Consider the following 23216-nt stretch of genomic DNA (forward strand, 5'->3'; position numbering starts at 1 on the left):
TTATCCTAATGATTTTTCTACGGTGATCTGTGCTGCTTGAAAATCCTTCTTTTTCGTTAATTATTAAATTCAGTGCAAAATATTGACAACGAACCTAGACAATAAAAAAGCTTCCCAAGAATTCTATGAGAAGCATGAAAGTGACCCATAAGAAAGATAGGTAGTCTAGAAGCGAGCTTAAAAAAATTGGTCCTTTATGAGGCCAGGTGCGCCTTATACTGTTGCAATGCCTCAGCACTATGAAAATAGGTTTCAGGCATATGCCCTTCCCATTTTTCAGCGGTTATCCCGAATAGCGCTAAGCCCATAGCACCTAAAACTCCCCCTTGAAAATGCGTATACTTTCCAATACGTTCCTTAAAATCCTCTTGCTGGGCTGCGGAAAAGCGGATATCCGTCCCGCCTCTATAAAACTGATGCCCGAATCTTTTTTCAACAAGGTCGACCACACCATCTTCTTCACAAATAAAGTTGAGATGATTAGCAAGCTGAAGACGGCGGTTATATTCCTCCTTAGCCCACTCATTTAAAAAGGGTAGTGGCGCGTAGTTAAGAACATACACTCTTGTGTCTGGCTGCTGCATTTTCATATTAAAGGCGATCAGAGAACTTAATGCCGCTCCACGGCTTTGCCCATGAAAGATCACGCGTGCATCCGCTTGCTGGACATGGGCTTGAGCTTGATACATCGCTATTTGATTGAGGACTAATTCTTGAACCCGTTGCGCGGCCTCACTGAAGCCTTTATGGCCCAGTGATTGTTCCTCTTTAAAGCCAAACGAGTCTAAGGGATCAAAGCTAAAGTTTAAATTGCTTAAAAACTCGGTTGGATTAGACAGGGTAGCGCGAAAAGCTATGTCAATTTGTTGACCATCAAAGCTAACTTGACCAATGTTCTCATGGGTAATAGGATCCTCGATGATCTTTGCACCTGATGCATAGTTGTGACAGAAGACTTTATGCACTAAAGTTGAACTATGATGAATATCGTCAGCAGTCAGCAATTCCAGAGCGGTTTGCCCACTCCAGCTTGTTTGAATGATTGAAATAGCTGCTAATATCTTATTTAAGGCAGACTTATACATGATTAACTCCTTCCGCGATAAGAAAAATAAGTATCGCTTAGAGATTCTCAGGACTGCCTCAAAAAGGAATAGGTTAAAAGGAAAGAGTATTTACCTGTCAATTTTGAACTTCATGCGGCTTGATAGCAAGCCTGTCCTATAAAGGGTCTTTAATAGCTGGGAAGAAAGTGCTAATTAAAAAAAGCTTGGCATGTTTATTAGGAACCGCGGTTATTCTATAAAATGGTCAGCTTTCGCCCCCATCATTACCCGACGTCATCTAAGTTAAGCAAGCCTAGACATCTCCTCGCGCGCAGAAACAGTTTACAAAGAATAAGGAGACTACTATGAAACATCTTCATTTATTTATTAACCTAGGTATGGGGATGCTAAATCTGAGTGCTATATATGCCTCTGATGAAGAAACCAATGCCCCTACCCCTTTATCGTCCCCGCTGTCAACGATCAACGCTATCGATTTATCAAGAAACTCGATCGAGTCCTTAGAAGAGAAAATTGTCTTGTTAAGACTTGAGCAAGAGCAACCAAATACACAAGCCCCACCTAGAGTAAAAAAGAACAGAAGCCGGCGCTGGAAGGCTCTACATGGGCCCCATAGTAAAGATAAGGCCCAGGTAGCGGAAATGGAGGATCCAGGCATTGGCTACCGTACCCTCCCTAAGAAGTCTCAAGAGCAACAGCAGACATTATCCTTGGAAGAAGGGCAGATTACAGTATACGCCAGAAAAAATAAGCCTTTCCAGGAATCTTCTTCTCTGTCAACTTCTCCTATAGACGATACTTTTGATGAGAATAACTCTTCCATATTAATGGAGCTGCCTCCGCCTGCAAGTCCTCTCGGTCGGTTTATTCCTCAGATCGGCAGCCCGCGCTTACCAGACATTAAAGATCCGATACATAACTATCACACCTTGAGAAAGGAATACCTGAAAAAAAGTCAAGAACTCACTGAAGAGGATATTGAAACAGTAGTCATCAATCCTGTATATGGACAAGAAGCTGACGATTAAGCTGGGGTAAGGACAAAACGACGCGCGCTCGAGCAGGCGCTAAAAGACTATTAACCACTAACTACCCGAGCTCATCATCTTTAATAATAATCTCATCCTTATAGGCAAAGTTAAGCTTTTCCTTAGCTTGCTCTTCAAGCATATCCGTATCTAAACTATCGGGACGCAGTAAATGGACGCGCTGTTCTAAGGCATGCTGTTCCACTTTGACTACATTTAATTTTTGTTCTGCGACAACAATCTGTTGCTTTAAATGACCCCATGCCAATAAACCTCTCTCGCCTTGGATTAAATGGTAAACGAAATAAAGCAAAAGGCTTACAGCTATAATCGGACCAATAACATATTGGAAGCGTGTAGCCAAATCATTCTTCACAGTAACTCCTCTTCTTAGTCTTAAGATAGCTCTTTTTCATATATGATACTCAGCTTTGCGAAAACGAACAACAACCTTTAAGGATTTAAAGATACTCATTCAAATCTTTGAGAATAAAAGTCCACCTCCCCAGAGATAATAATATAAGAGTTTAAGAAATCTGCGCTTTACAGCTCTATCTCCTCTTGTAAAAAGATCAAATAGTTCTTACATAACTGAGAACTATTTCTACCCTTTTACTGAAAATGAAATAGGAAACCAATTTTTATAAAAGCAACAATAAATCAAATTAAAGAAGATGTACTCATATAATTTCCTTTTACGGGTTATCCCCTGCGCCACCTTAGTATTAATCCTAGCAACTCCCAACGTGGGAGAAGCTTATGAGAAAAGTATTCCCTCTCCTCATCCATACTCCGCGCGCGCAATTATAACTGACGACTTAGATAAGGCTACAGAAACGCCTGATGAAGGGGCGGCCTCTGCTTATCCCTTTCAAGCTCAGCCTCACATTTGCTTAGCAAGTCCTGTTGCTAAACCAATAGAAATTGATAACTCTGAATTAGCCATTGTGCAGCATTTTATCGATTGTCTTCGGTTAGCCGATGATAGTAGAGCTACAACCCTTTTAAGCAGCTATCCAAAAATCTTAGACTTTGGCTATATTCTAGATGGCGACGATGAGGGCCTATCTTTTGCGCATGTTGCGGCAGCCAACGGCAATCTTTCAACATTAAAATATATTCTTACTCTAAAGCCTGAGCTTACCTATCAACGCACTCAAGACAATGAAACAATTTTACACCAAGCGACCCTCCATAAACAGCTAGCCACAGTGAAATTTTTATGTAAGAAATTTTCACCATTAGTCACAGAAGTCGATTATGAAGGCAATACAGCGCTGCATACTGCCGCCAGTAACGGCATTGTGGAAATCTTTAATTATTTAAGCACCCGTTTTCCAGAACTTCTCCTTAAAAAAGATGATTACGGCTATACACCTTTATTAGCAGCTGCCTACGATGGACAGTTGGCAATCATTAACCTCGTTCTACAAAACTTTTCTTCTCTGATTGGACTAGAACGTAATAAGTTTGGACACACAGTTTTGCATTGTTTATGTGGCTACTATTCACAAAATATCCATTTTGAACCAGAGCTACCTAAGACAATTAATAATTTTTGTCGACTTTATCCAGAAGCCTTAACAATTAAATCGACCAAAGATTTAATCGTGAGCTATGAACCCGGACAAGAGTTCACTATCAAAGCTAACTCTACGCCCTACCAGCTTGCCCAACAGAGGAGGCATCATGGATTAGCTTTAATTTTTAGGCTACAGCATGAAAAGTACCGTTCTGCTATTACGGCACGAAACTTAATGCCTTAGACTTATAAAGTTTTACAATTTAAAGCTATTTTTAGGGGTCCTCTTCACAGAGCCCCTTTTAATCTTCTCTAACTGCTGCTGCCAAGGATAGACCAAGCGACAACTGATTCTCGCTCCTCTCTTTTATCCATAAGTTTCTTGATTGTTAATGCGGATTATGGCGCAATAGGCATATCACTGGTGGTGGAGAAAACAATGCCTATTCCTAGAGCCCAATCATTAGCCGATTATCATAAATTTTATAACTTCTCGGTGCAACACCCTGAAGAGTTTTGGTTTGAAGAAGGACAGCGCCTATATTGGTCGAAGCCTTATACGCGCGCTCAGAACTATTGTTTTTCATCTGATCAGCATTATATTAAATGGTTTGACGATGGCGAACTGAATGTCAGCGAGAACTGCTTAGATCGCCATCTCGCTCAACGCGGCGACCAAACAGCAATCATCTGGCAAGGGGACACCCCAGAGGAGTCTAAGAAGATTTCTTATTCCGAGCTCCATCAAGAAGTGTGCCGCTTTGCCAATGCTCTTAAGACCTTAGGCATTGGTAAAGGTGATCGCGTTGTTATCTATCTTCCGATGATTATTGAAGCAGCGGTAGCGATGCTTGCTTGTGCGCGCATTGGCGCGATCCATTCCATTGTCTTTGGGGGCTTTTCGCCAGAATCTTTAGCCAGTCGAATTGAAGACTGTCAGGCAAAATTGGTTATAACCAGCACAGTTGGCTATCGCGGCGGCAAGATTATTCCGCTGAAAGACAATGTGGATCAAGCTTTAACATCAAGCACCACCGCCTGTGTGCAAACAGTGGTTATCGTTAAAAGAGGAAGCGAAGGAACACACTTAACAGCTCGCGAAGTTTGGTATCATGAGTTGATACAGCAAGCCGATGAAATGTGTGCCGCTGAACCGATGCCCGCCGAAGCTCCGCTATTTATTCTTTATACCTCTGGATCGACGGGAAAACCGAAAGGGGTCGTTCATACCAGCGGCGGCTACCTTTTATATGCGGCCATGACCTTTGACCATATTTTTGCTCCTGACTCCAACACCATCTTCTGGTGCACCGCCGATGTGGGCTGGATTACCGGCCATTCTTACGTGGTTTATGGAGCCTTAAGCAATGGCTGTACCACCTTGATGTATGAAGGTATCCCCAATTACCCTGCAGCAGATCGGTTTTGGCAGATTATTGATACCTATAATGTCACACATTTTTATACGGCCCCCACGGCTATTCGCTCTCTTATCCGCGCCGGGGATGAGTATCTCCAAACCACTCCTCGTAATTCTTTAAAGGTGCTGGGCAGTGTCGGTGAACCCATTGATCCTACTTCCTGGGCATGGTTCTATGACCATGTCGGCAAGGGGCGCTGCCCCATTGTTGACACTTGGTGGCAAACTGAGACCGGCGGGATTCTTATAAGCCCGTTGGCCGGCATAACGCCTTTAAAGCCTGGCTGTGCTACTCTGCCCTTTTATGGCATTGAACCCGCTATTGTTGATGTTAACGGCCAAGAAATCAAGGGGGAAGGGTCGGGCAATCTGGTCCTAAAAACTTCCTGGCCTGGGCAAGCTCGCTCTCTTTTTAAAGATCATCAGCGCTTCATTGAGACTTACTTTTCAACTTATAAAGACTGCTATTTTACTGGGGATGGCTGTCATCGCGATGAGGAAGGTTATTATTGGATTACCGGCCGAGTGGATGATGTCATTAATGTCTCGGGTCATCGGATAGGCACAGCCGAGGTGGAATCCGTTCTCAATGAACATCCAGCTATCGTGGAATCGGCCGTAGTCGGTTTCCCGCATGAGATTAAAGGGCAAGGTATTTATGCTTATGTTATCTTTGATCCGCACTGCCCCACTCAACCCACGGCAGCAGAGATCAACCAATGGGTTCGCCAGCGGATTGGTGCTATTGCTACCTTGGATAAAGTGCATATAACCACCCATTTACCCAAAACCCGCTCGGGCAAAGTCATGCGGCGTATCTTGCGCAAGCTTGCAGCTGGCGAGACGGAAAATCTCGGGGATCTGAGTACGCTGTTAGATCCCACTATTATTGACACCCTTAAAGCAGAAATAACAAATTAGCAGCAATCGGATAAATTCTAAACATTAAGCTGATAAAAGTGCAAAAGATCGTTCATCAGAGTTTTAGCGCCTTATGCTCAGATTGACCATTAATGATGAGCTGTTTTAAAGAGCGAGTGATTTTATTGCCATCTATCTTAGAGTAATTTTGTGCATCCAGCATCAATTTGACAATTTCAACATTAAGGCGATGTTGATCAGGCAATAAGGAGTAACGGTTCCAGTGCCTCGTTTCCTGAAGGAATTCCGTGGCAGAAAGCGAAGATTCAGGCCCAATTGATCTCCTTGATGAGTGAGCTGGCAAATCCACATTATAGCTCATAAAATAGACATAATTTTTGAAAGTGGCCTGTTCTTCGTCACTGACTTCTCCGCCCCAAAAGTAAGACCGTTCTAAAATATGGTGGGCACAGATATTCCCCTCAGTTTGCACATAATATAGCAAGGTTTCAAACGGAACTGACTCAAATTTATCAGAAGCCTGTAAGAGCGGCAGAATATTTATAGCAACAAGATCACATATTTTCTTAGTGGAAGCTCCTTTAGCTACTGCTTTCGGAATGAGATAAGTTCTAATGTAATCGCTAAATTGGTGAACATCAAAATGATCAATAAAATACTTTATGTCGAGAAATTTAATGAGCTCAATGGTACGATCATGTAAGCTAAATTGGTTATCCATATAAAACTTGACGCGGCGTGGAACAGCTGCTAGGTTCCTACCTTTATGGGTCACGTCTTGCGATACCAAAGTTATGGTTTGATAAAATGAGGACTTTTTAGCGAGCTGAGAAGCCAGCTCTTTGACTGCGGTAAGGGCTTTCGTTCCCATCCCTTGCCCTTGATAGGCGTCCCGAATGTAAAGGAGCTCTAAAAAGAATTTTCCTTTATGATCGAGTTCTAAAGGATTTTCAAGAAGGGTAATTTTACCTACCTTAAGAGTTTTATGCCCTTGACCAAGGTGCGGCTTTACGATAGCGTTTTGTAAGGCAAGCCTTGGATCAATAATTCTTAAGGTTGTCTCGCGCTGATTATCCTCATGATTAATAACAGCCTTCAATTGCAGATAGACCCCTGGATCTGTCGCCGCAGCAACACTTCTCTCTCGACTGGCAATAGGGGAATTGGCCAAGACAGAGCTGCGGTAAAACTCATTAATAGTTCGGATGTAATCCGCCTCCTGCAACGGCAGTGCAGAAAGATGACTCTGGCACTCTTGCTTATTAATTTCAGCAGCTTCCCCACAGCTCAGGAGAAATGCGCATCCAAAAGCGGTCCCAAACCAGTTCTTTAGCCTCATAAATCTTCCCTTTTAAATACATAAGCGCTTAATTTTATCACTAAATTAAGCTTAAGAATAAAACGATTATAGTTTGTATATGGGAAGATTTTTTATTTTTTAAAGACTTGACAAGATAAAATTGTAAAAAATTAAGTATTGGCTTCTATTTAGTTTTCAAAATAAATCTTTTTTATAAGTCAGTATTATTTTTTTTATGGCTCCAGTTTTAAAAGAGCCTTATAGCTATAAATAAGAACCAGGCTAAGTGAGATTCTTCTTTAAATACAATCTGCGTTAAGATAAGCATTATTTTAGGTAGTGCGGTGCAATAAATGATAGGCTATCAATAATTAGGGACGACCTTATAAGGCTCTATCAGTCAGGATAACGAACCATCTTTTAAGCTTTCAAAGTCAATCTCGAAGTTTGACGCCAGAATCACCATATAAAAAGTATTACAATAAGAAATAATAGTTTTACAGAGTTTCTTCATGAAAAGAATAATTATATCTTCTTTACTATGCAGCGCTTTATCCGCTACTTCGCCGGCCATATGTGCCGAAATAACCCACGCCACTTCCTGCTTCCCTGACCGAACCATTGAATGGATCGACAATGAAGGTAGAAAGTTCCTAGAGTTTTATCTATCACGCCGCCCCAATGAAGAAGGATTTTGTGCTTTTAAGACAGACAGAGTAACAGCCATTAATCAGCTGATCGAAAAGATCTCCGTAACGCCTCACTCATCAACCCTTAGAAATTTAATTACAGCCTCGATCATCAATGAATCGCGAGAGACCCTTGACACCATCTTTAAAGAGGCCATTCCAAAAGATGAAGATTTTAAAGCCCCAACGATTCAACTTCAGTACTTGAATTACTACAAAGACTCTTTACAACCTCTTAAGTGTGTGCGGAATAACTTCGAAAAGAATCGTGTCGCTTCTGTTTATACGCTTCTAGATGCTCTCGCTTACCTTAAGGAGCACCATTTAATCATTTACACCAAAAGTGCACACGGTCAGCTTGAGCTTTTCCATACTTTCTCTCTCAAGGGAAAGGATAAATCCATTTTAAAACTTCCCACCCTTTATCTCTGCCTTGAAAATGGCCATCTCAACCACCTTGTTTTAACACAACATCTCAAAAAATAAGGGAAGCTTCTTGGCGTGAAGAACTTTATAAGCGAGATATAGTCGCTGTCCTAAACGATAACAGAGGTAACCAACTGCCTGCAATTGCTTCAACAGCTCCTGCTTCTACGCCGACTAATGATATCGAGGAGGCCCTATTCCCTGAAATTGCTTCTTCACCGTTTAATTCTGAACTGTCAATCGACCTGCCACCAGATCTTATTATTCGGCCTATCAGAAGATCTGACTTTGAAGACGATTCTGAAGACTTTGACGAATCTTCTACTCCAGCAGCACAGGGGCACCCCCTGGTGGCTGAGAGATTGAGCCATGGATTTCAAATAGCGGACGATGACATAAGTGGCCTTGATCTTAATGATGTTAGCCCGATCAGTTCACCTGTTCGCCCTGAGCCGCAATCAGCGTTTCCCGCAACAGGTAACCAAAGTTTGCGTCTGCTCGCTGACTCTTTTAAAATGAGAGTTTATCCCGGTGAAGAGGAAATGGAAGCTACACCAGCCGAGACCTCGCCCCCTGCTCTCTGCCCCATTCTTCCTCATCATTTCTCTCCGTCTGCCCTTAACTTTATAAGCCGTAGTCAGTCAGAAGATAGACCCTTTCATTCCTCTCTGGCTCGGGAAATCAGACGGGGCACCATGAGACGATCTCAGTCCGTGGATCACTCTTTGGCCCCATCGACTTCAACTTTGACGTCAAGGCCAGCCCCTCAAACGGTTACTCCCTCCCGACAGTTCGCCTTTAATAAAGACCAGGTAGTACACTTTATCGATAAAAAGAGAGGCCGCACACGTTTACCAGGAACAAAGGATTATCAAGACTCCCTCGAGCAAGCCTATGCTTATCTTGAACAAGAGGAAGAAATATTCGCTGAGCATACCCCGGATAAAGTAGCGTTATTGCAAGCAAAGATACGCTTAGCTTTCAACCATCATTTTACCCCTGAAACAACAGATCGGACTGCCTTTCTAACTAACCTGCTTACAAGGCTTAACCAATATATTCAGACTCATCAGAACACGGCTGATCGCACCCATCGCCTTTTGCTCAATTATTCATACATGTATAAAGGAAAGATCTTAAGAGCTCTCGGTCTTTACAGCGAAGCTTATCAGGCATTTATGGCTATTGAGGATGGCTATAGCACGGCTTGGCGCCTTGATCTAGCAGAAATGATTATAGACGATGGTTTCCGCCCTGAGACAGTAAGAGCTACTGCCCTTCCTGGCTATCTTCAAACGCTGCTGCAGTCAACTACCAAATTAAGAAACCAGCCTACTCGCAAGAAACAAAATCTTAATATTGATAAAGAAGATTATAAAGAGATCCGTCAACTGGCACATCCTTCCTATAGTCATGTATCGGACCTACGGAAACGCAAACAAGATTTGATACAGCGGCTCAGCTTTGATAACAATTTGCCAGCCACAAGTGGAGAACCTTTATACCTTTCCTTAACTCTTCAAGAGAGTGCTGGCGATCAAAGCACGGCTTCCACCTCAATTATTCAGACCTCTGTTTCCTCTTCCCCAAAAAGGAGAAGGATTATAGATCCAGCGTCCTCTCCTGCGAGAGTGATGGAAGGCCAAGACTCTCTACAAGCAAGACTAGCTTCGTCTACTACCAGTAGCCATAATGCTGCAGCGCTTGATTTGTTAGAAAACTCACACCTGGAAAAGCTCTCAGAGCAGGACAGGGAACAACAAATCGATCTTGAGCAAGAAGCAATATCTGTCCCTTCTGTTAAGCGCGAGAGGGAAGAAGAGCTATCCGATGCCTCTAAAAAAGGCAACGGAAGGAAACTCGTAGGTCCTCACCTCATCGCCCGCCTCACGCTTCTGACTTTACTCAGAGCCATCAGGATATTTGGGAAGAGATTTATCTTAACTCCTCTCCTGATAACTCTCCGCATCGATCTCCCTTTCTCCAGGAAGTCAAAGAGGAAAAGAGCACAAGATCAGAGAGTGAAACTCAAGATAAGTCCGAGATAATTGTCTCGGTCCCCGCTTCTACTGCTGAAACATCTATTACAGATAAGCCCGCAAGCACATCCTCATGGACGAGTATAATCTTACCAGAGCATGCAAACTACCTTATCAGCACCATACATTTGGCTGAGGAGAATAATCTACATGATGAGTTAAGAACTCTCATGCTGGAAGCTAAAACTCATCGCTTTCCCGAAGCCGCTTCCTATTATCTTCGGATCATTGAGTTATCCCAACAGGTTAATATCCTAGAGAAAGAACCTGGTATCCTAGAGATAGAAGCTCAAGCTTTTATTGAAGTGGGACGCAATCAGTACACAACCGCGGAATATCCACTTTCTTCCGTGTGGTTTTTCAAAGCCCTTAATATTGCGAAGATTTTGAAGGACAGAGACTTAGAAGCCAAAGCTTATGTCGAGCTCGGCAATAGTCGTTATACCGATGACTCTCATACAAGGTACGAAGACTGGTTTCTTAAGGCTCTCGATACCTTGGACAAAGGTGATCGGTCACCACTGGCAGCTCAAGCTTATTTAGGCCTTGGGATAGCAGGCTATAAAAGTAGACCCGGGTATCCGCAAGGTACTTATTGGTATCTAAAAGCTTTAGATATTCTAAACCTTGTTCAGAATAGACATCAGGTTTATTTTAAAGCCCAAACTTACATCGGTTTAGGAAATGTGAAGTATTGTGATAAGAGTCACTCTAAAAGTGCTTACTGGTATCTTGACACCTTAAATCTGATCACAAATCGTCGGTATCCGCAGCTGGAAGCCCAAGCTTATATAGGCCTTGGAACTTCTAGCCTGACCAACCATGAATGCCCGACACCAGCCCATTGGTACTATAAAGCTTTGAACTGTCTGAAAGGGAATCGGAATAGCGATAATATTAAAGCTCAGGCTCACCTAAGACTGGCAGACTATTTCTACTCAGAACGTGACGATAGAAAAGCGCTTAAGCATTATCGAGAAGTTCTTCCTTTACACACCCTTGAGACAAGAAAAAAGGAAGCAACTCGCATGATTAAACGGATTGAGGGATATTTGTACTCCAGCCGCAAAAGTTAACTTCAAGGGGCCTGCAGGGGCCCCTTATATACCACCAGACACAGTAGCATAAATAACAGCACGGGGGCCTGGTTTGCTCTGTGAGCTTTGATCCCGGTCTCTCTTTTCCCCTCGACATTATTAGTAGCAGCAGTTAAGAGCCCCTCCCTCTATGACACGACCAGTTTATAGACAATAAAGAAATATTAATGAGAAATCAGAAATAACATTCATGTTTAATTAAATATTAGATCCATGTATAAGTTTGTAGATAAAAATTTTATTAGAATAGCGATTTCTCAAATTTAACAAGAAACAATAGAAGGAATAAATGTGATGAATATAAATCCTCTTAAAGCTCTTAGAATATTTACTGGCATTGCTTTACTTAATGTGAGCTTTATATCGAGTCCTATTTGCGCCCAAGATTCTTACCCGCTTTGTCCAGATGTATCAAATGCGCTTTACAAGCAATCAGTCGAAAAAAATCTATCGGATATAGAATTATTTACAGATGGTCAGGATCACTACATTCTTCAGACCCGTGATAGAAAAATTTTCTGGGGCGACGGTTTAAAGTTTTATCCGCTAAAATCTCTTGGGGAGAATAGTTCTTGGACAAAAGGTAAAGGGATTAAGCAGAAGATACATTTTGAAGATCCACGGGCCCCGGAAAAAGCCATGCTCCTCCGCCAGGGCAATACAATTAAAGTAGCAGATTACGCACGAGATTATACCTTGATAAGTAATCCGGCAGAGGTAGAGGTGCTTATGTATGGAGCCCAATTTATCTCTCTCCCCAAGGTTCGTCAGAAAGAATATCTCCTAAAATTTACAGATAGGGACGAATATATCTTTGTAGATTCGTTAGACAACGAAGAAGACTATTATAATAGTTTTCGCCTTTTTAAAGGCTCGTTAGGCGCGATGGTACAGCTTGATCTTCCTGCCGAGGAACCTGATAGCTTTCCCCGCGTACTACGCAGCAGAGATGGAGGCACAACTTACATCTATTTAAGTGACGGCAGTCAGTTATATGTGCCATCTGTTAGCAGAATAAGACTTCTAGCAGGGGAGCCCTATTGGCAAGTAGAGGAGCCGTATTGGCAAGATAGCAATAAAAATAAGTGGCCGTTAAAAGAGTTAAAAACGGATAACTTTGATTATCGGAGACTTGGCCTTCCTGATTTTCCTTCAGAAAATAAAGTCCTTCATACCCCCCTTGACTTAGTGTTTGGGACATCGTCAAATTAACTTTATTAAGCTGGACAAAGGTATGATCTACCTTAACTGGTTGAGTTTAAAGAAGCAAAGATATTAAAAAAGCTGGGACATTTAAGATGTTCCAGCATTATTTAGGTTTATTCCCCATAGGTCGCTCTTAGCTAGGATAGAAATCTTTGATAAATATCTTAATGATTGGGCCCCCTTCCAGGGGAAAGCAGCCAAACTGAGATCAAGCATTCTCTCTTTATATAATAGAAACGATCCCTTACCTTTCAGACAGAAAACTTTTTGATAAAGCTGATAAAAAACTAGCCTTAATGATGTAAAAAGGAACACTCAGCAGCTTCCCCCTTCCAAATCATGTTTAGGATCATTGCTTTAAAGCTAACTATTTATTGCTTGTAACTAGGTGGCATTCAGGCATTTTCTCGCCCGCTAACATAAATGTTGCTCGTTTTCCTTTGGCCCAGAACTCGGTACTCAAATCAGTCTTAGCCACATAACGCTCGCCTGAGGCTGCTAGCACTCTTTGGAGGGCATAAACTGTGCCGTTAACATGGAGCTCTACTTCTTTATTCTTATGGATCAAAAATTTTACGAGCTGAGTGCCGCATTGAAAGGAAGACTCTAAGGTTTTAAGATTATCTTCCTTTTCAAGCTTGGTAGCATGAAGATCGTTCGTGCAGGAAGTAAGGGAAAAAGTAGCTATCCCCAATTGACCATAAATTCGCCAATTCCAGGCCATGATTAACCTCCTTACCTTGCACGTATGAATAACCCCAAGCTTATCAGCAAAGCTCTCTTTCTCTCTTATACGATCACCTTGAATACTGTTATCGTATTTATCTAAGTGAGTAGGTGTCTTAATTATTCATCGTTATACGTTGAAGCGGAAATGGAAAATATCGCCATCTTTCACAATATAATCGCGTCCTTCAAGGCGCATTTTTCCAGCTGCCTTAGCCCCGGCTTCACCGTTACAAGCCAAATAATCATCATAAGAGATGGTCTCGGCACAGATAAAGCCACGCTCAAAGTCAGTATGGATTTCGCCGGCTGCTTGCGGGGCTTTAGCCCCCTGATGAGTCGTCCAGGCCCGTGCTTCTTTAGGACCAATGGTAAAAAATGTCAAAAGATTAAGCAACTTGTAGCCTTCACGAATGACCTGTTTCAGTCCTGTTTCTTGTAATCCTAAGCTCTGTAAAAACTCTAATTGTTCGGCCTCAGACTCAAGGGAGGCCACTTCAGATTCAATAGCTGCACTAATAATGACAGCGCCCCGGCCATTCTGTTGAGCATATTCTGCAACCTTTGCGGTATGGCTATTACCACTCACCGCTTCCTCTTCACTGACGTTACAAACGTAAAGGATAGGTTTTGACGTTAATAGCTGCAATTGATCAAAGATAGGCTTCTCATCTTTGGTCACTTCGACTGTGTTTGCCATGTGGCCGGCCTCTAAATGCTTGAGCACCTTTTGCCCCATTGCTAACAAAGCTTTAGATTCAGCATCGCCACCCTTGGCCTTCTTTTCTAAGCCAGCCGTACGGCGTTCAAGGCTTTCCATATCGGCAAGCATTAATTCAGTTTCGATAGTTGTCAGATCGCGCAGCGGATCAACACTGCCATCCACATGGGTAATATCATCATCTTCAAAGCAGCGTAGGACATGAATAATAGCATCGACACTGCGAATATGCCCCAAAAATTGGTTCCCAAGTCCTTCCCCTTTAGAAGCGCCGCGGACTAAGCCAGCAATATCAACAAATTCTAATTGAGTAGGGATAATTTTTTGCGATTGCGCAATCTTGGCTAATTCATAAAGACGCGGATCTGGGACGCCGACTCGCCCTGTATTGGGTTCAATTGTGCAAAAGGGATAATTTGCCGCTTCAGCTGCCGCTGTTGCTGTTAAAGCATTAAATAGAGTTGACTTTCCAACATTGGGCAGGCCCACGATTCCACAATTAAATCCCATATTCTGATCCTTTGATTTTTAATAGTTTAGCTATAGTTATACAGCGTTTTAGCCGTCGAGGGCAAGGAAAGACTCAGCCGTCCCTTAAGGTAGCAGTAAGGTACTGTAGCAGGTTTTCTTTAGTCAATTTATACTCACTCGCTGCCCACTGGTATTCAGCGTCATTTAAAGCTTTTCCTAAACGCGCCCCTGGTTTTATACCGATAGTTATCAAGTCTTGGCCATTTAAGGGAAAAGGGGGAATGACTAACGATTTAAACTCAAGCCAGCGCTTACTCTCTTGCCGCACTAAAAATATGTCCAAGATTTCTGGTAAGCCATATTTATAAGCCAGATAAAAGAGGGAGTGCGAGGACATCTCTGCCTCAAGCAAATTTAGGGCAGCCAAGTATTTACTTTGCTTATTAGAAAGACGCAGCTGGTGGCTAGAGCATTTCAAGGCGTGAAACCGCCGCAAAGCACTCGGAGCAGCACTGACACTCATCTCCATGTCCAGCAGCAATTTAAGATTATCTAGCTCATAAGATTCTAAAAACTGTGGCAGAATTTGACACTCATCCATAATACTCAGTTCAAGAAGTGGGTTTGAACTTTCTAGCAACAGCAGAAATTCCTTTGTTATCCGTTCGGCAGATAAGGTTTTAATCTGAGGCGAAAACTTCTGGAAGATAGCTTTCAACTCACAGGAAACCGGCTGCTTTGAAAATCGCTGATGGAACCGGAAAAATCGCAGAATTCTTAAGTAATCTTCTTGGATTCGATCGGCCGCCTGACCAATAAAGCGCACCGTTCCTTTTTTAAGATCTTGTTGCCCGTTGGCATAATCATAAATAGTGCCATCGAAATCCATATACAGGGCATTAATAGTAAAATCCCGTCGTGCTGCATCCTCTTCCCACTTATCGGTATAAGCAATCGTCGCGCGTCGGCCATCAGTGGCCACGTCACGACGTAAGGTGGTGATTTCATAAGGGACCTTATCTATAACTAAGGTAAATGTACCGTGCTCCATACCCGTCGGGATCACGGTATAGCCTTGCGCTGCTAAAAGGGCTAATCCTTGTTCGGGCGGCAGTGGCGAGGCCAGATCGATATCATTAGGCGTCAAACCTAATAAAGTATCACGGACGCACCCGCCAACAAAACGCAAAGGAAATCCAGCATCATCATAAATTTTTTTAATGGAGAGTAAGGGAGAAATATTTATGGCCATTAAATCGACCAGAATAAAATGGCGCGCCCAAGAAGAGTCGAACTCCTAACCTTCAGATCCGTAGTCTGACGCTCTATCCAATTGAGCTATGGGCGCGTTTAAGCAAACTTGATAAATGTATTTATAGCCAAACCTGCAATCCGTTTGCAACAAGTTTTTTTATAAAAATTCAAAAAAGATAATACTGACATCACAGCCCCCCTTCCCCCTCCCCTTAAAAAATTAACGCATTTTTAAGGAGTTAATCGCCCTATTGCCATATTTATTGTCGCCCACTGATGATGGAAGAGAGAAATGAGAAAAATTTAGGGAGGATCAGGATGCAAAAAAACGTTATATTGTGTAGCTTATTAATAACAGCAACTTTTCAGCAAGGCTTAAGTTTAGACATGACTAAAGAAAATAAATTATCTGCATCCACTCCTTTCACTACTATGAGCTCTATGCCGATTCCTCAGGCTGAGAAAAGGCCAACTTCTCGTACCATCCATGGTGCTACCTTGGCCGATGATTATGCTTGGCTAAGGGATCCTGAATGGCACGATCCTCAAGATGGTGTTAAAGACCCTGAAATCATGGCCTACCTTAAGGCGGAAAATGCTTATCATGATGCGTTTATGACACCTTTGCAAGCGGAACGTGAACGCCTCTTCCAACAGCGGAAAGGTTATATTCCTGATGTGGATGAAAGTGTGCCCTCTAAATATGGCGACTATTATTACTATAACCGACAAACAAAAGACCAGAATTATCCAGTTCGCTTACGCAAAAAGGGACTAGACGGCACAGAAGAAGTTTACTTCGATGCCAACAAGGAAGCTACCGATTACAATTTTTATAAAGCCACAGGCTTAAATGTTACCCTGGATGGTCAGTTTTTAATTTACTTAGAAGATACCACCGGCAATGAATTTTACGCCCTTAAGATTCGCAACCTCTTTACTGGTGAACAGCTAACAGATACTATTGACAGTGTCGCGTCCACGGCTTGGTTGGACGATAACAGCGGCTTTTATTACAGTCAATACACCCCTGAATGGCGCGTTAAAAAGATACTCTTTCATCGCCTCGGCACCGATGCAGCCTCAGATCAGTTAATTAGGGAAGAATCCGAGGATATCCGTAGTCTAGGTCTGCATAAATCCTTTGACAAGCGTTACCTTTTTATCCAATCCAGCTCGAAAGAAGATGATTCTGTCGCTTATATCGACTTAAAAGACCCGGAGCGCAAACTCATCCAGTTATTAGACGCTGTTGAAAAGCGCCATTTAGATATTGATCACCATAAGGGATACTTTTATATCCTGACCAATGATAAAGGCGAAAATAAACGCTTAGTCCGGGTACTGGTTAGCCAAGAGCAGCCTACATTTGAGGAAATTATTCCCCATGACCCTGCGGCCTATATTACAGGCTTTGTCCCTTACGAGAGCCATTTCGTGCTCTCCTTCCGTAAAAATGGCTTGGAAAGAATTGCCGTGATGGAGCCGACGTCACAAGAACTGAAATTCATTGAGTTCCCAGATGCAGCCTATGATGCCGATATTGCAGCAACATTTTACGAGGATACTACGTTCCGTTATTCTTACTCCTCTCTGGCGCGCCCGGCCTCTGTCTTTGAAGTTAACTTTAAAGACTTAAGCCAGAAGTTATTAAAAACCCAAGAGATTGGCAGTGGGTTTGATCCAGAGCTTTACCATGTCGATCGCCTCTGGGCGGAGGCGCGTGATGGCGTAAAAGTGCCTATTTCTTTAGTCTATCGTAAAGATAAGTTTACACCAGGAAAGGATAACCCACTACTGCTATATGGCTATGGCTCTTATGGGATTGCCATTACACCTTATTTCAATTCCCGCGCTTTACATTGGATGGATAATGGCTTTGTCTACGCCATTGCTCACATTCGAGGGGGCGACGATTTAGGCTATAATTGGTATTTAGACGGTAAATACCTTAAGAAGAAAAATACCTTCCATGACTATATTGACTGTGCAGAAACGTTAATCAAACTAGGATACACAGCTCCGGGCAGTATCGCCGCCATGGGCGGCAGTGCGGGGGGAATGCTGATGGGCTATGTTGCCAATCATCGCCCTGATCTTTTTAAAGTCATCCTCGCCATTGTCCCCTTTGTCGATGTCGTGAATACTATGTTGGATGACTCTCTTCCCCTCACCCCCGGCGAGTTTAAAGAATGGGGCAATCCGATTGAGAGCAAGGAATACTTTGACTATATGCTGAGCTATTCTCCCTATGATAACATGCAGTGCCAAGCTTACCCTGCCATGTATATTGCGGGAGGCCTTACTGATCCAAGAGTAACCTATTGGGAACCTGCTAAATTTATGGCCAAGCTGCGAGAGCTTAATACTGGACAGCTTCCAGCGCTTATGCGCATGAACATGTCAGCTGGTCATGGTGGAGGCTCGCGCCGCGATGAAGGATTAAAGGAAGAATCTGATTATTTAGCCTTTGCTCGCCAAGTTTTTGGATTGGTTGAATAATCTCGCCTATCCCTATACCTTAAAGAAAAGTATCGTCTCGAGCGGAGAAGACTTTTCTTAAGGCTATTGAACCACCTTCCCTCCACCTAAATAATAAAAGGTTAACTCTTATAGCGCCTCTATAGAATAGCCTGAACTGGCCTCAGAAAATAGCTAACCTTACTCTAGCTCCGGCTGATACTTCTTTACTGTTTGCTCTCCGTTTCAGCATAGCCATGTTGTTAATAATATAAAAATTTAACTTGATTTTAGGAAAAAAGAATAAAAAATTAAACTAATATAATCAATTATTTAAATTAAACTTTGAATATCCTCTCCTTTATGTTTCATAGAGATTTCAGACTTAAGAAATTAAAACCTTTCGCTATTCTTCCTTTTATTCGATTTATATGTCGACTTAGTACTATAACAATCTTAAGTGTATCAGCAATCAATGCCTCCTCTACTTTCACTGTAAGTAACAGTAATGATTCTGGAGCGGGCTCCCTTAGGCAAGCAATCATAAGCGCCAATGCTGCAGCTGGATCGAGCACAATTAATTTCACAAGTGCTGTAAGCACAGCAATCACTTTAGGTTCTTTTCTTCCTCCTCTTATTGGCAATATTACCATTGATGGAAGCGGAGCCAATACCGGTACAGCAACTATTAATGGAGCCAACTTATATCGTATTTTCTTTGTAGGAGGCCTGGCAGCAAACACTGTCACTTTGAAAAATCTTGTCCTACAGAACGGCAGAGCTAAAGGGGGTAATGGTGGCAGCGGAGGTGTTGGTGGTGGGGGCGGACTGGGAGCTGGAGGAGCCCTATTTGTTAACAATACAGGCTCTGTCGTCTTGGATGGGGTAACATTCACTAATAATGCTGCTGTTGGTGGTACCGGAGGGGCTGGGATGGGAGGCAATGGTGGCGCTAATGGCGGCGGCGGTGGTGGCGGTTTAGGAGGCAATGGTGGTAATGGTAGTGTAGGTAATACCGTACCTAAAGGGGGTGGTGGTGGCGGTGGTGGCTTAACCGGCAATGGTGGTAATGGTGGGGCTGGCAATGTGGCAGGTGGCGGCGGTGGTGGCGGCGACGGCGGCGCAGGTGGCAATGGTGGTGGGGCAAGTAGCACTGTTGGTACAAATGGATCCGGTAACTTCGGCACTACCGCAGCAGCTGCCGCAGGGTCATCAGCAAGCGGCGCAGGAGGCGTAGGCGGTGGTGGCACAGGAGGTAACGGTGGCCGTGCCGGAGGTAGTTCGGGTGGCGGTGGTGGTGGCGGCAATAACGGCGGCGGTGGTGGTGGTGGCGGCTACGGGGGTGGTGGTGGTGGCGCCGACGCCAGTGGTGCCAATGGCTATGGGGGAGCTGGCGGAGGATATGCGTTCAATTTTGATGGGTATTATGGCGGCGGCGGTGGCGGTGGCTACGGTGGCGGTGGCGGCGGTGGCGGAGATATAGGGTCAGACCCGGTAGCATATGGTGGCGGTGATGGAGGCACGGGCGGAGCTTTTGGCGGTGGTGGTGGTGCTGGGTGCACCTGGGGGGCAGGCGCAGGCAGCCTATTTGGCGGTGGCGGCGGCGGTGCCAACCCTAATAGAGGCGGCGGTGGTGGCGGCTTTGGCGGTGGCGGTGGCGGTAAAGCTTCGGGCGGCCAAGGTGGTGGTAACGGGGGCAGTAGCTATGGTGCCGGCGGCGGTGGCGGTGCGGCTTTGGGGGGAGCAATATTTGTTCGTCAGGGTGGCAGTTTAACAATACAAGGCTCCTCTTCAGAAAGTGGCAGCACCACCACCGCTGGCACGGGCGGCACGAATACTGGCGGAACTGCCGGCGCAGCTGGAGCACGTACAGGCGACGCTGCATTCTTCATGGCAGGTAGTACTGTTACATTTTCTCCTGCGTCAGGCAACACTGTGACCATAGCAAATTCGATTGCAGACGATAGTTTGAACTCTTTACCATCGGGCAATAATTATGGTGCCGGTAGCGGCAGCGGTACTGCATTAATTAAGAATGGTAGCGGTACACTTATCCTTCAAGGAACCAATATGTATGCGGGAAGCACCACTATAAATCAGGGAATTTTATCGATCGCAAATAATAATAATCTGGGAGTCACCACTGCAGCACTAATCTTTAATGGTGGCACTCTACAAACCTCAGCCGCTTTAACAATGGCAAGAGCGATCACCATGACGGGAGCTGGCACCATTAATACTAATGGCTTTGATGTGACGGCTTCAGGCGCTTTTACTGGCGCTGGGAACCTTACTAAAGCCGGCTTAGGAATCCTCACCTTATCGGCCAATAATACAGCCACTCATACAGGGACCACTCAGATCGGCGCCGGAGCTCTAAGCATTGGGGCGGCCAATAATCTAGGTTCCGGCAATCTCATCTTTAATGGCGGCACCTTACAGACGACAGCTGCCTTAACCTTGGCGAAGGCAGTCACCATGACTAGCACGGGCACAATTAATACTAATGGCTTTGATGTGACTGCGTCGGGTACATTTACTGGCGCAGGCAATCTAATTAAAGCTGGCTTAGGCACCCTCACTCTATCGGCTAACAATGCGGGCACTCATACAGGCGCTGCCCAGATCGACGCCGGAGCTCTAAGCATTGGAGCAGCCAATAATCTAGGTTCCGGCAATCTCATCTTTAATGGCGGCACCTTACAGACGACAGCTGCTTTAACCATGACGAATGCGGTCACCATGACTAGCACGGGCACAATTAATACTAACGGCTTTGATGTCACTGTGTCGGGGGCACTTACTGGCGCAGGCAATCTAATTAAGGCGGGCTTAGGCACCCTCACCTTATCTGGAAATAATGCTGCTGCTCATACCGGGGCTACCCAAGTTAATGCAGGTACATTAAATATAGGAGCTACAAATAGCTTAGGAACAGGTAATTTCATCTTTAATGGCGGCACCTTACAAACCGCAACTGCTATAACTCTGGCAAATGCGGTCACGATGACCAGCTCTGGCACAATTAATACCAATGGCTTTAATGTAACCATTTCAGGCGCACTCAGCGGCACGGGCAATTTAACTAAAGCCGGCCTGGGCATTCTAACCTTATCCGGTAATAATGCCGCAGCTCATACGGGAGCCACCCAGATCGACGCTGGTGCTCTAAGTCTTGGTGCGGCGAATAACCTGGGCACAGGCAATCTAATATTTAATGGTGGTGCTTTACAAACCACAGCTGCTTTAACTCTGGCGAATGCGGTCACGATGACCAGCTCTGGCACAATTAATACTAATGGCTTTGACGTGATCGCTTCGGGGGCATTTACCGGCGCTGGAAACCTAACTAAGGCCGGCTTAGGAACCCTCACCTTATCGGCCAACAATGCCGCTGCCCATACAGGCACCACCCAGATCAACGCTGGAACGCTAAGCATTGGAGCAGCCAATAATCTGGGCACCGGCAATCTTATCTTTAATGGCGGCACCTTACAAACCACAGCTGCTTTAACCCTGGCGAAGGCAGTTACTATGACTGGGATTGGCACCATTGACACCAATGGCTTTGATGTGACTGCGTCGGGGGCCTTTACAGGGACGGGCAATCTAATTAAAGCTGGCTTAGGCACCCTTACCTTATCGGGTAATAATGCTGCTGCCCATACCGGGGCTACCCAAGTTAATGGAGGTACATTAAATATTGGAGCTGCGAACAGCTTAGGAACAGGCAATCTCATTTTCAATGGCGGCAGCTTACAAACTTCGGCTGCTTTAACCCTAGCGAATACGGTCACCATGACCAGTTCCGGCACGCTTAATACCAATGGCTTTAATGTAACCATTTCAGGGGCACTCAGCGGCGCGGGCAATTTAACTAAAGCTGGCTTAGGAACCCTCACCTTATCTGGCAACAATGCCGCTGCTCATACGGGAACTACCCAGATTGATGCCGGATCTCTAAGTCTCAGCACTGCCAATAATCTGGGCACCGGCAACCTTATCTTTAATGGTGGCACTTTACAAATCTCGGCTGCTTTAACCCTGGCGAATGCGGTCACGATGGCGGGAGGAGGCACAATTAATACCAATGGCTTTGATATGACGGCGTCTGGCGCTTTTACCGGTGCTGGGAACCTTACTAAAACTGGCCTTGGTATTCTGACCTTATCCAGTAATAATGCTGCTGCTCATACCGGCGACACCCAGATCGACGCTGGAGCTTTAAGCATTGGGTCGGCCAATAATTTAGGCACAGGCAATTTCATCTTTAATGGCGGCACCTTACAAACCACAGCTAACTTAACCTTGACAAGAGGAATCACCCTGACTAGCGCTGGTACCGTTGACACCAATGGCTTCAATGTGGCTATGTCCGGGGCATTTACGGGGTCGGGCAACCTAATTAAAGCTGGCTTAGGCACCCTTACTTTATCTGGAAATAATGCCGCTGCTCATACCGGCGCTACCCAAGTTAATGCAGGTACATTAAATATCGGAGCTGCAAATAACTTAGGAACAGGTAATTTCATTTTTAATGGGGGAAGCTTACAAGCCACAGCTGCTTTAACCCTGGCAAATGCCGTTACCATGGCCAGCTCCGGCACGCTTAATACCAATGGCTTTAATATGACCATTTCAGGAGCACTCAGCGGCGCGGGCAATTTAACTAAAGCCGGCTCAGGAACCCTCACCTTATCCGGCAACAATGCCGCTGCTCATACGGGAGCCACTGAAGCCGCTGGAGGCACCTTAAGTATTGGTGCAGCTAATAATCTGGGAACCGGCAATCTCATCTTTAATGGTGGCACTTTACAAACTACAGCTGCTTTAACCCTGGCAAATGCGGTCACCATGGCCAGCACAGGCACCCTTAATACAAATGGCTTTAATGTAAGTATGTCTGGA

Annotated in this window: 15 protein-coding genes and 1 tRNA gene; 9 read left to right on the forward strand and 7 right to left on the reverse strand. The window is 44.4% G+C overall.

Features of this window, described 5'->3' with window-relative positions:
- Nucleotides 1-194: 194 nt before the first annotated feature.
- Nucleotides 195-1085 carry a lipase family protein gene (locus HMO_RS0103355; protein ID WP_010298680.1) on the reverse strand — a complete coding sequence of 297 codons (891 nt, stop codon included), beginning with the start codon at nucleotides 1083-1085 and terminating at the stop codon, nucleotides 195-197.
- A 326-nt stretch (nucleotides 1086-1411) separates the two neighbouring features.
- On the opposite strand from HMO_RS0103355, the gene HMO_RS0103365 reads away from it, so the two are divergent.
- Nucleotides 1412-2095, forward strand: a complete 684-nt coding sequence (locus tag HMO_RS0103365) for a hypothetical protein (RefSeq protein WP_010298683.1) — start codon at nucleotides 1412-1414, stop codon at nucleotides 2093-2095.
- A 61-nt stretch (nucleotides 2096-2156) separates the two neighbouring features.
- Here the strand turns inward: HMO_RS0103365 and HMO_RS0103370 are convergent, their stop codons facing one another.
- Nucleotides 2157-2471, reverse strand: coding sequence for an FtsB family cell division protein (locus HMO_RS0103370; protein WP_010298684.1), 315 nt, complete (start codon nucleotides 2469-2471; stop codon nucleotides 2157-2159).
- Nucleotides 2472-2769: 298 nt separating this feature from the next.
- On the opposite strand from HMO_RS0103370, the gene HMO_RS0103375 reads away from it, so the two are divergent.
- Nucleotides 2770-3861: an ankyrin repeat domain-containing protein gene (locus HMO_RS0103375; protein ID WP_010298685.1), complete on the forward strand. Its 1092-nt coding sequence runs from the start codon at nucleotides 2770-2772 to the stop codon at nucleotides 3859-3861.
- A 183-nt stretch (nucleotides 3862-4044) separates the two neighbouring features.
- Complete coding sequence (gene acs, locus HMO_RS0103380) at nucleotides 4045-5958, forward strand: acetate--CoA ligase (protein WP_425358515.1); 1914 nt, start codon at nucleotides 4045-4047, stop codon at nucleotides 5956-5958.
- Nucleotides 5959-6013: 55 nt separating this feature from the next.
- On the opposite strand, the gene HMO_RS0103385 is transcribed toward acs, so the two are convergent.
- Nucleotides 6014-7258 carry a hypothetical protein gene (locus tag HMO_RS0103385; RefSeq protein WP_010298689.1) on the reverse strand — a complete coding sequence of 415 codons (1245 nt, stop codon included), beginning with the start codon at nucleotides 7256-7258 and terminating at the stop codon, nucleotides 6014-6016.
- A 473-nt stretch (nucleotides 7259-7731) separates the two neighbouring features.
- On the opposite strand from HMO_RS0103385, the gene HMO_RS0103395 reads away from it, so the two are divergent.
- From HMO_RS0103395 to HMO_RS0103410, 4 genes are all read left to right on the forward strand, one after another.
- Nucleotides 7732-8394, forward strand: coding sequence for a hypothetical protein (locus tag HMO_RS0103395; protein WP_010298693.1), 663 nt, complete (start codon nucleotides 7732-7734; stop codon nucleotides 8392-8394).
- Nucleotides 8395-8684: 290 nt separating this feature from the next.
- Nucleotides 8685-10382, forward strand: a complete 1698-nt coding sequence (locus HMO_RS0103400; protein ID WP_010298695.1) for a hypothetical protein — start codon at nucleotides 8685-8687, stop codon at nucleotides 10380-10382.
- Nucleotides 10383-10543: 161 nt separating this feature from the next.
- Entirely contained in the window at nucleotides 10544-11449 is a 906-nt protein-coding gene (locus tag HMO_RS0103405; protein ID WP_010298697.1) for a hypothetical protein, read from the forward strand.
- A gap of 315 nt (nucleotides 11450-11764) precedes the next feature.
- The gene (locus HMO_RS0103410; protein ID WP_010298699.1) at nucleotides 11765-12682 is read left to right on the forward strand and encodes a hypothetical protein; all 918 of its coding nucleotides are present in this window, start codon (nucleotides 11765-11767) and stop codon (nucleotides 12680-12682) included.
- A 361-nt stretch (nucleotides 12683-13043) separates the two neighbouring features.
- Here HMO_RS0103410 and HMO_RS0103420 read toward each other — a convergent pair whose 3' ends face one another.
- The 4 genes from HMO_RS0103420 to HMO_RS0103435 all read right to left on the reverse strand — a co-directional run bounded on the left by HMO_RS0103420 (nucleotide 13044) and on the right by HMO_RS0103435 (nucleotide 15942).
- On the reverse strand, nucleotides 13044-13400 hold the full coding sequence (locus tag HMO_RS0103420) for an MliC family protein (RefSeq protein ID WP_010298703.1): 357 nt from the start codon (nucleotides 13398-13400) through the stop codon (nucleotides 13044-13046).
- Nucleotides 13401-13532: 132 nt separating this feature from the next.
- On the reverse strand, nucleotides 13533-14633 hold the full coding sequence (gene ychF, locus HMO_RS0103425; protein ID WP_010298705.1) for a redox-regulated ATPase YchF: 1101 nt from the start codon (nucleotides 14631-14633) through the stop codon (nucleotides 13533-13535).
- Between the two features lie 73 nt (nucleotides 14634-14706).
- Nucleotides 14707-15846 carry a CCA tRNA nucleotidyltransferase gene (locus HMO_RS16035; protein ID WP_010298707.1) on the reverse strand — a complete coding sequence of 380 codons (1140 nt, stop codon included), beginning with the start codon at nucleotides 15844-15846 and terminating at the stop codon, nucleotides 14707-14709.
- A gap of 19 nt (nucleotides 15847-15865) precedes the next feature.
- Nucleotides 15866-15942, reverse strand: a tRNA-Arg gene (locus HMO_RS0103435).
- Nucleotides 15943-16166: 224 nt separating this feature from the next.
- Here HMO_RS0103435 and HMO_RS0103440 point away from each other — a divergent pair.
- Nucleotides 16167-18350, forward strand: coding sequence for a S9 family peptidase (locus HMO_RS0103440; RefSeq protein WP_010298709.1), 2184 nt, complete (start codon nucleotides 16167-16169; stop codon nucleotides 18348-18350).
- Nucleotides 18351-18671: 321 nt separating this feature from the next.
- On the forward strand, nucleotides 18672-23216 hold a 4545-nt coding region (locus HMO_RS17290), incomplete at its 3' end, for a beta strand repeat-containing protein (RefSeq protein ID WP_010298711.1).

Origin of the sequence: Candidatus Odyssella thessalonicensis L13, assembly GCF_000190415.1 — a bacterium.
Classification (GTDB): domain Bacteria; phylum Pseudomonadota; class Alphaproteobacteria; order Paracaedibacterales; family Paracaedibacteraceae; genus Paracaedibacter; species Paracaedibacter thessalonicensis.

Excerpts from the sequence above, each read along its gene's own strand:
- HMO_RS0103355 (WP_010298680.1), bottom strand. The coding sequence starts at position 1,085 with ATGTATAAGTCTGCCTTAAATAAGATATTAGCAGCTATTTCAATCATT.
- HMO_RS0103365 (WP_010298683.1), top strand. The coding sequence starts at position 1,412 with ATGAAACATCTTCATTTATTTATTAACCTAGGTATGGGGATGCTAAAT.
- HMO_RS0103375 (WP_010298685.1), top strand. The coding sequence starts at position 2,770 with ATGTACTCATATAATTTCCTTTTACGGGTTATCCCCTGCGCCACCTTA.
- HMO_RS0103385 (WP_010298689.1), bottom strand. The coding sequence starts at position 7,258 with ATGAGGCTAAAGAACTGGTTTGGGACCGCTTTTGGATGCGCATTTCTC.
- HMO_RS0103395 (WP_010298693.1), top strand. The coding sequence starts at position 7,732 with ATGAAAAGAATAATTATATCTTCTTTACTATGCAGCGCTTTATCCGCT.
- HMO_RS0103405 (WP_010298697.1), top strand. The coding sequence starts at position 10,544 with ATGCTGGAAGCTAAAACTCATCGCTTTCCCGAAGCCGCTTCCTATTAT.
- HMO_RS0103410 (WP_010298699.1), top strand. The coding sequence starts at position 11,765 with ATGAATATAAATCCTCTTAAAGCTCTTAGAATATTTACTGGCATTGCT.
- HMO_RS0103420 (WP_010298703.1), bottom strand. The coding sequence starts at position 13,400 with ATGGCCTGGAATTGGCGAATTTATGGTCAATTGGGGATAGCTACTTTT.
- ychF (WP_010298705.1), bottom strand. The coding sequence starts at position 14,633 with ATGGGATTTAATTGTGGAATCGTGGGCCTGCCCAATGTTGGAAAGTCA.
- HMO_RS16035 (WP_010298707.1), bottom strand. The coding sequence starts at position 15,846 with ATGGCCATAAATATTTCTCCCTTACTCTCCATTAAAAAAATTTATGAT.
- HMO_RS0103440 (WP_010298709.1), top strand. The coding sequence starts at position 16,167 with ATGCAAAAAAACGTTATATTGTGTAGCTTATTAATAACAGCAACTTTT.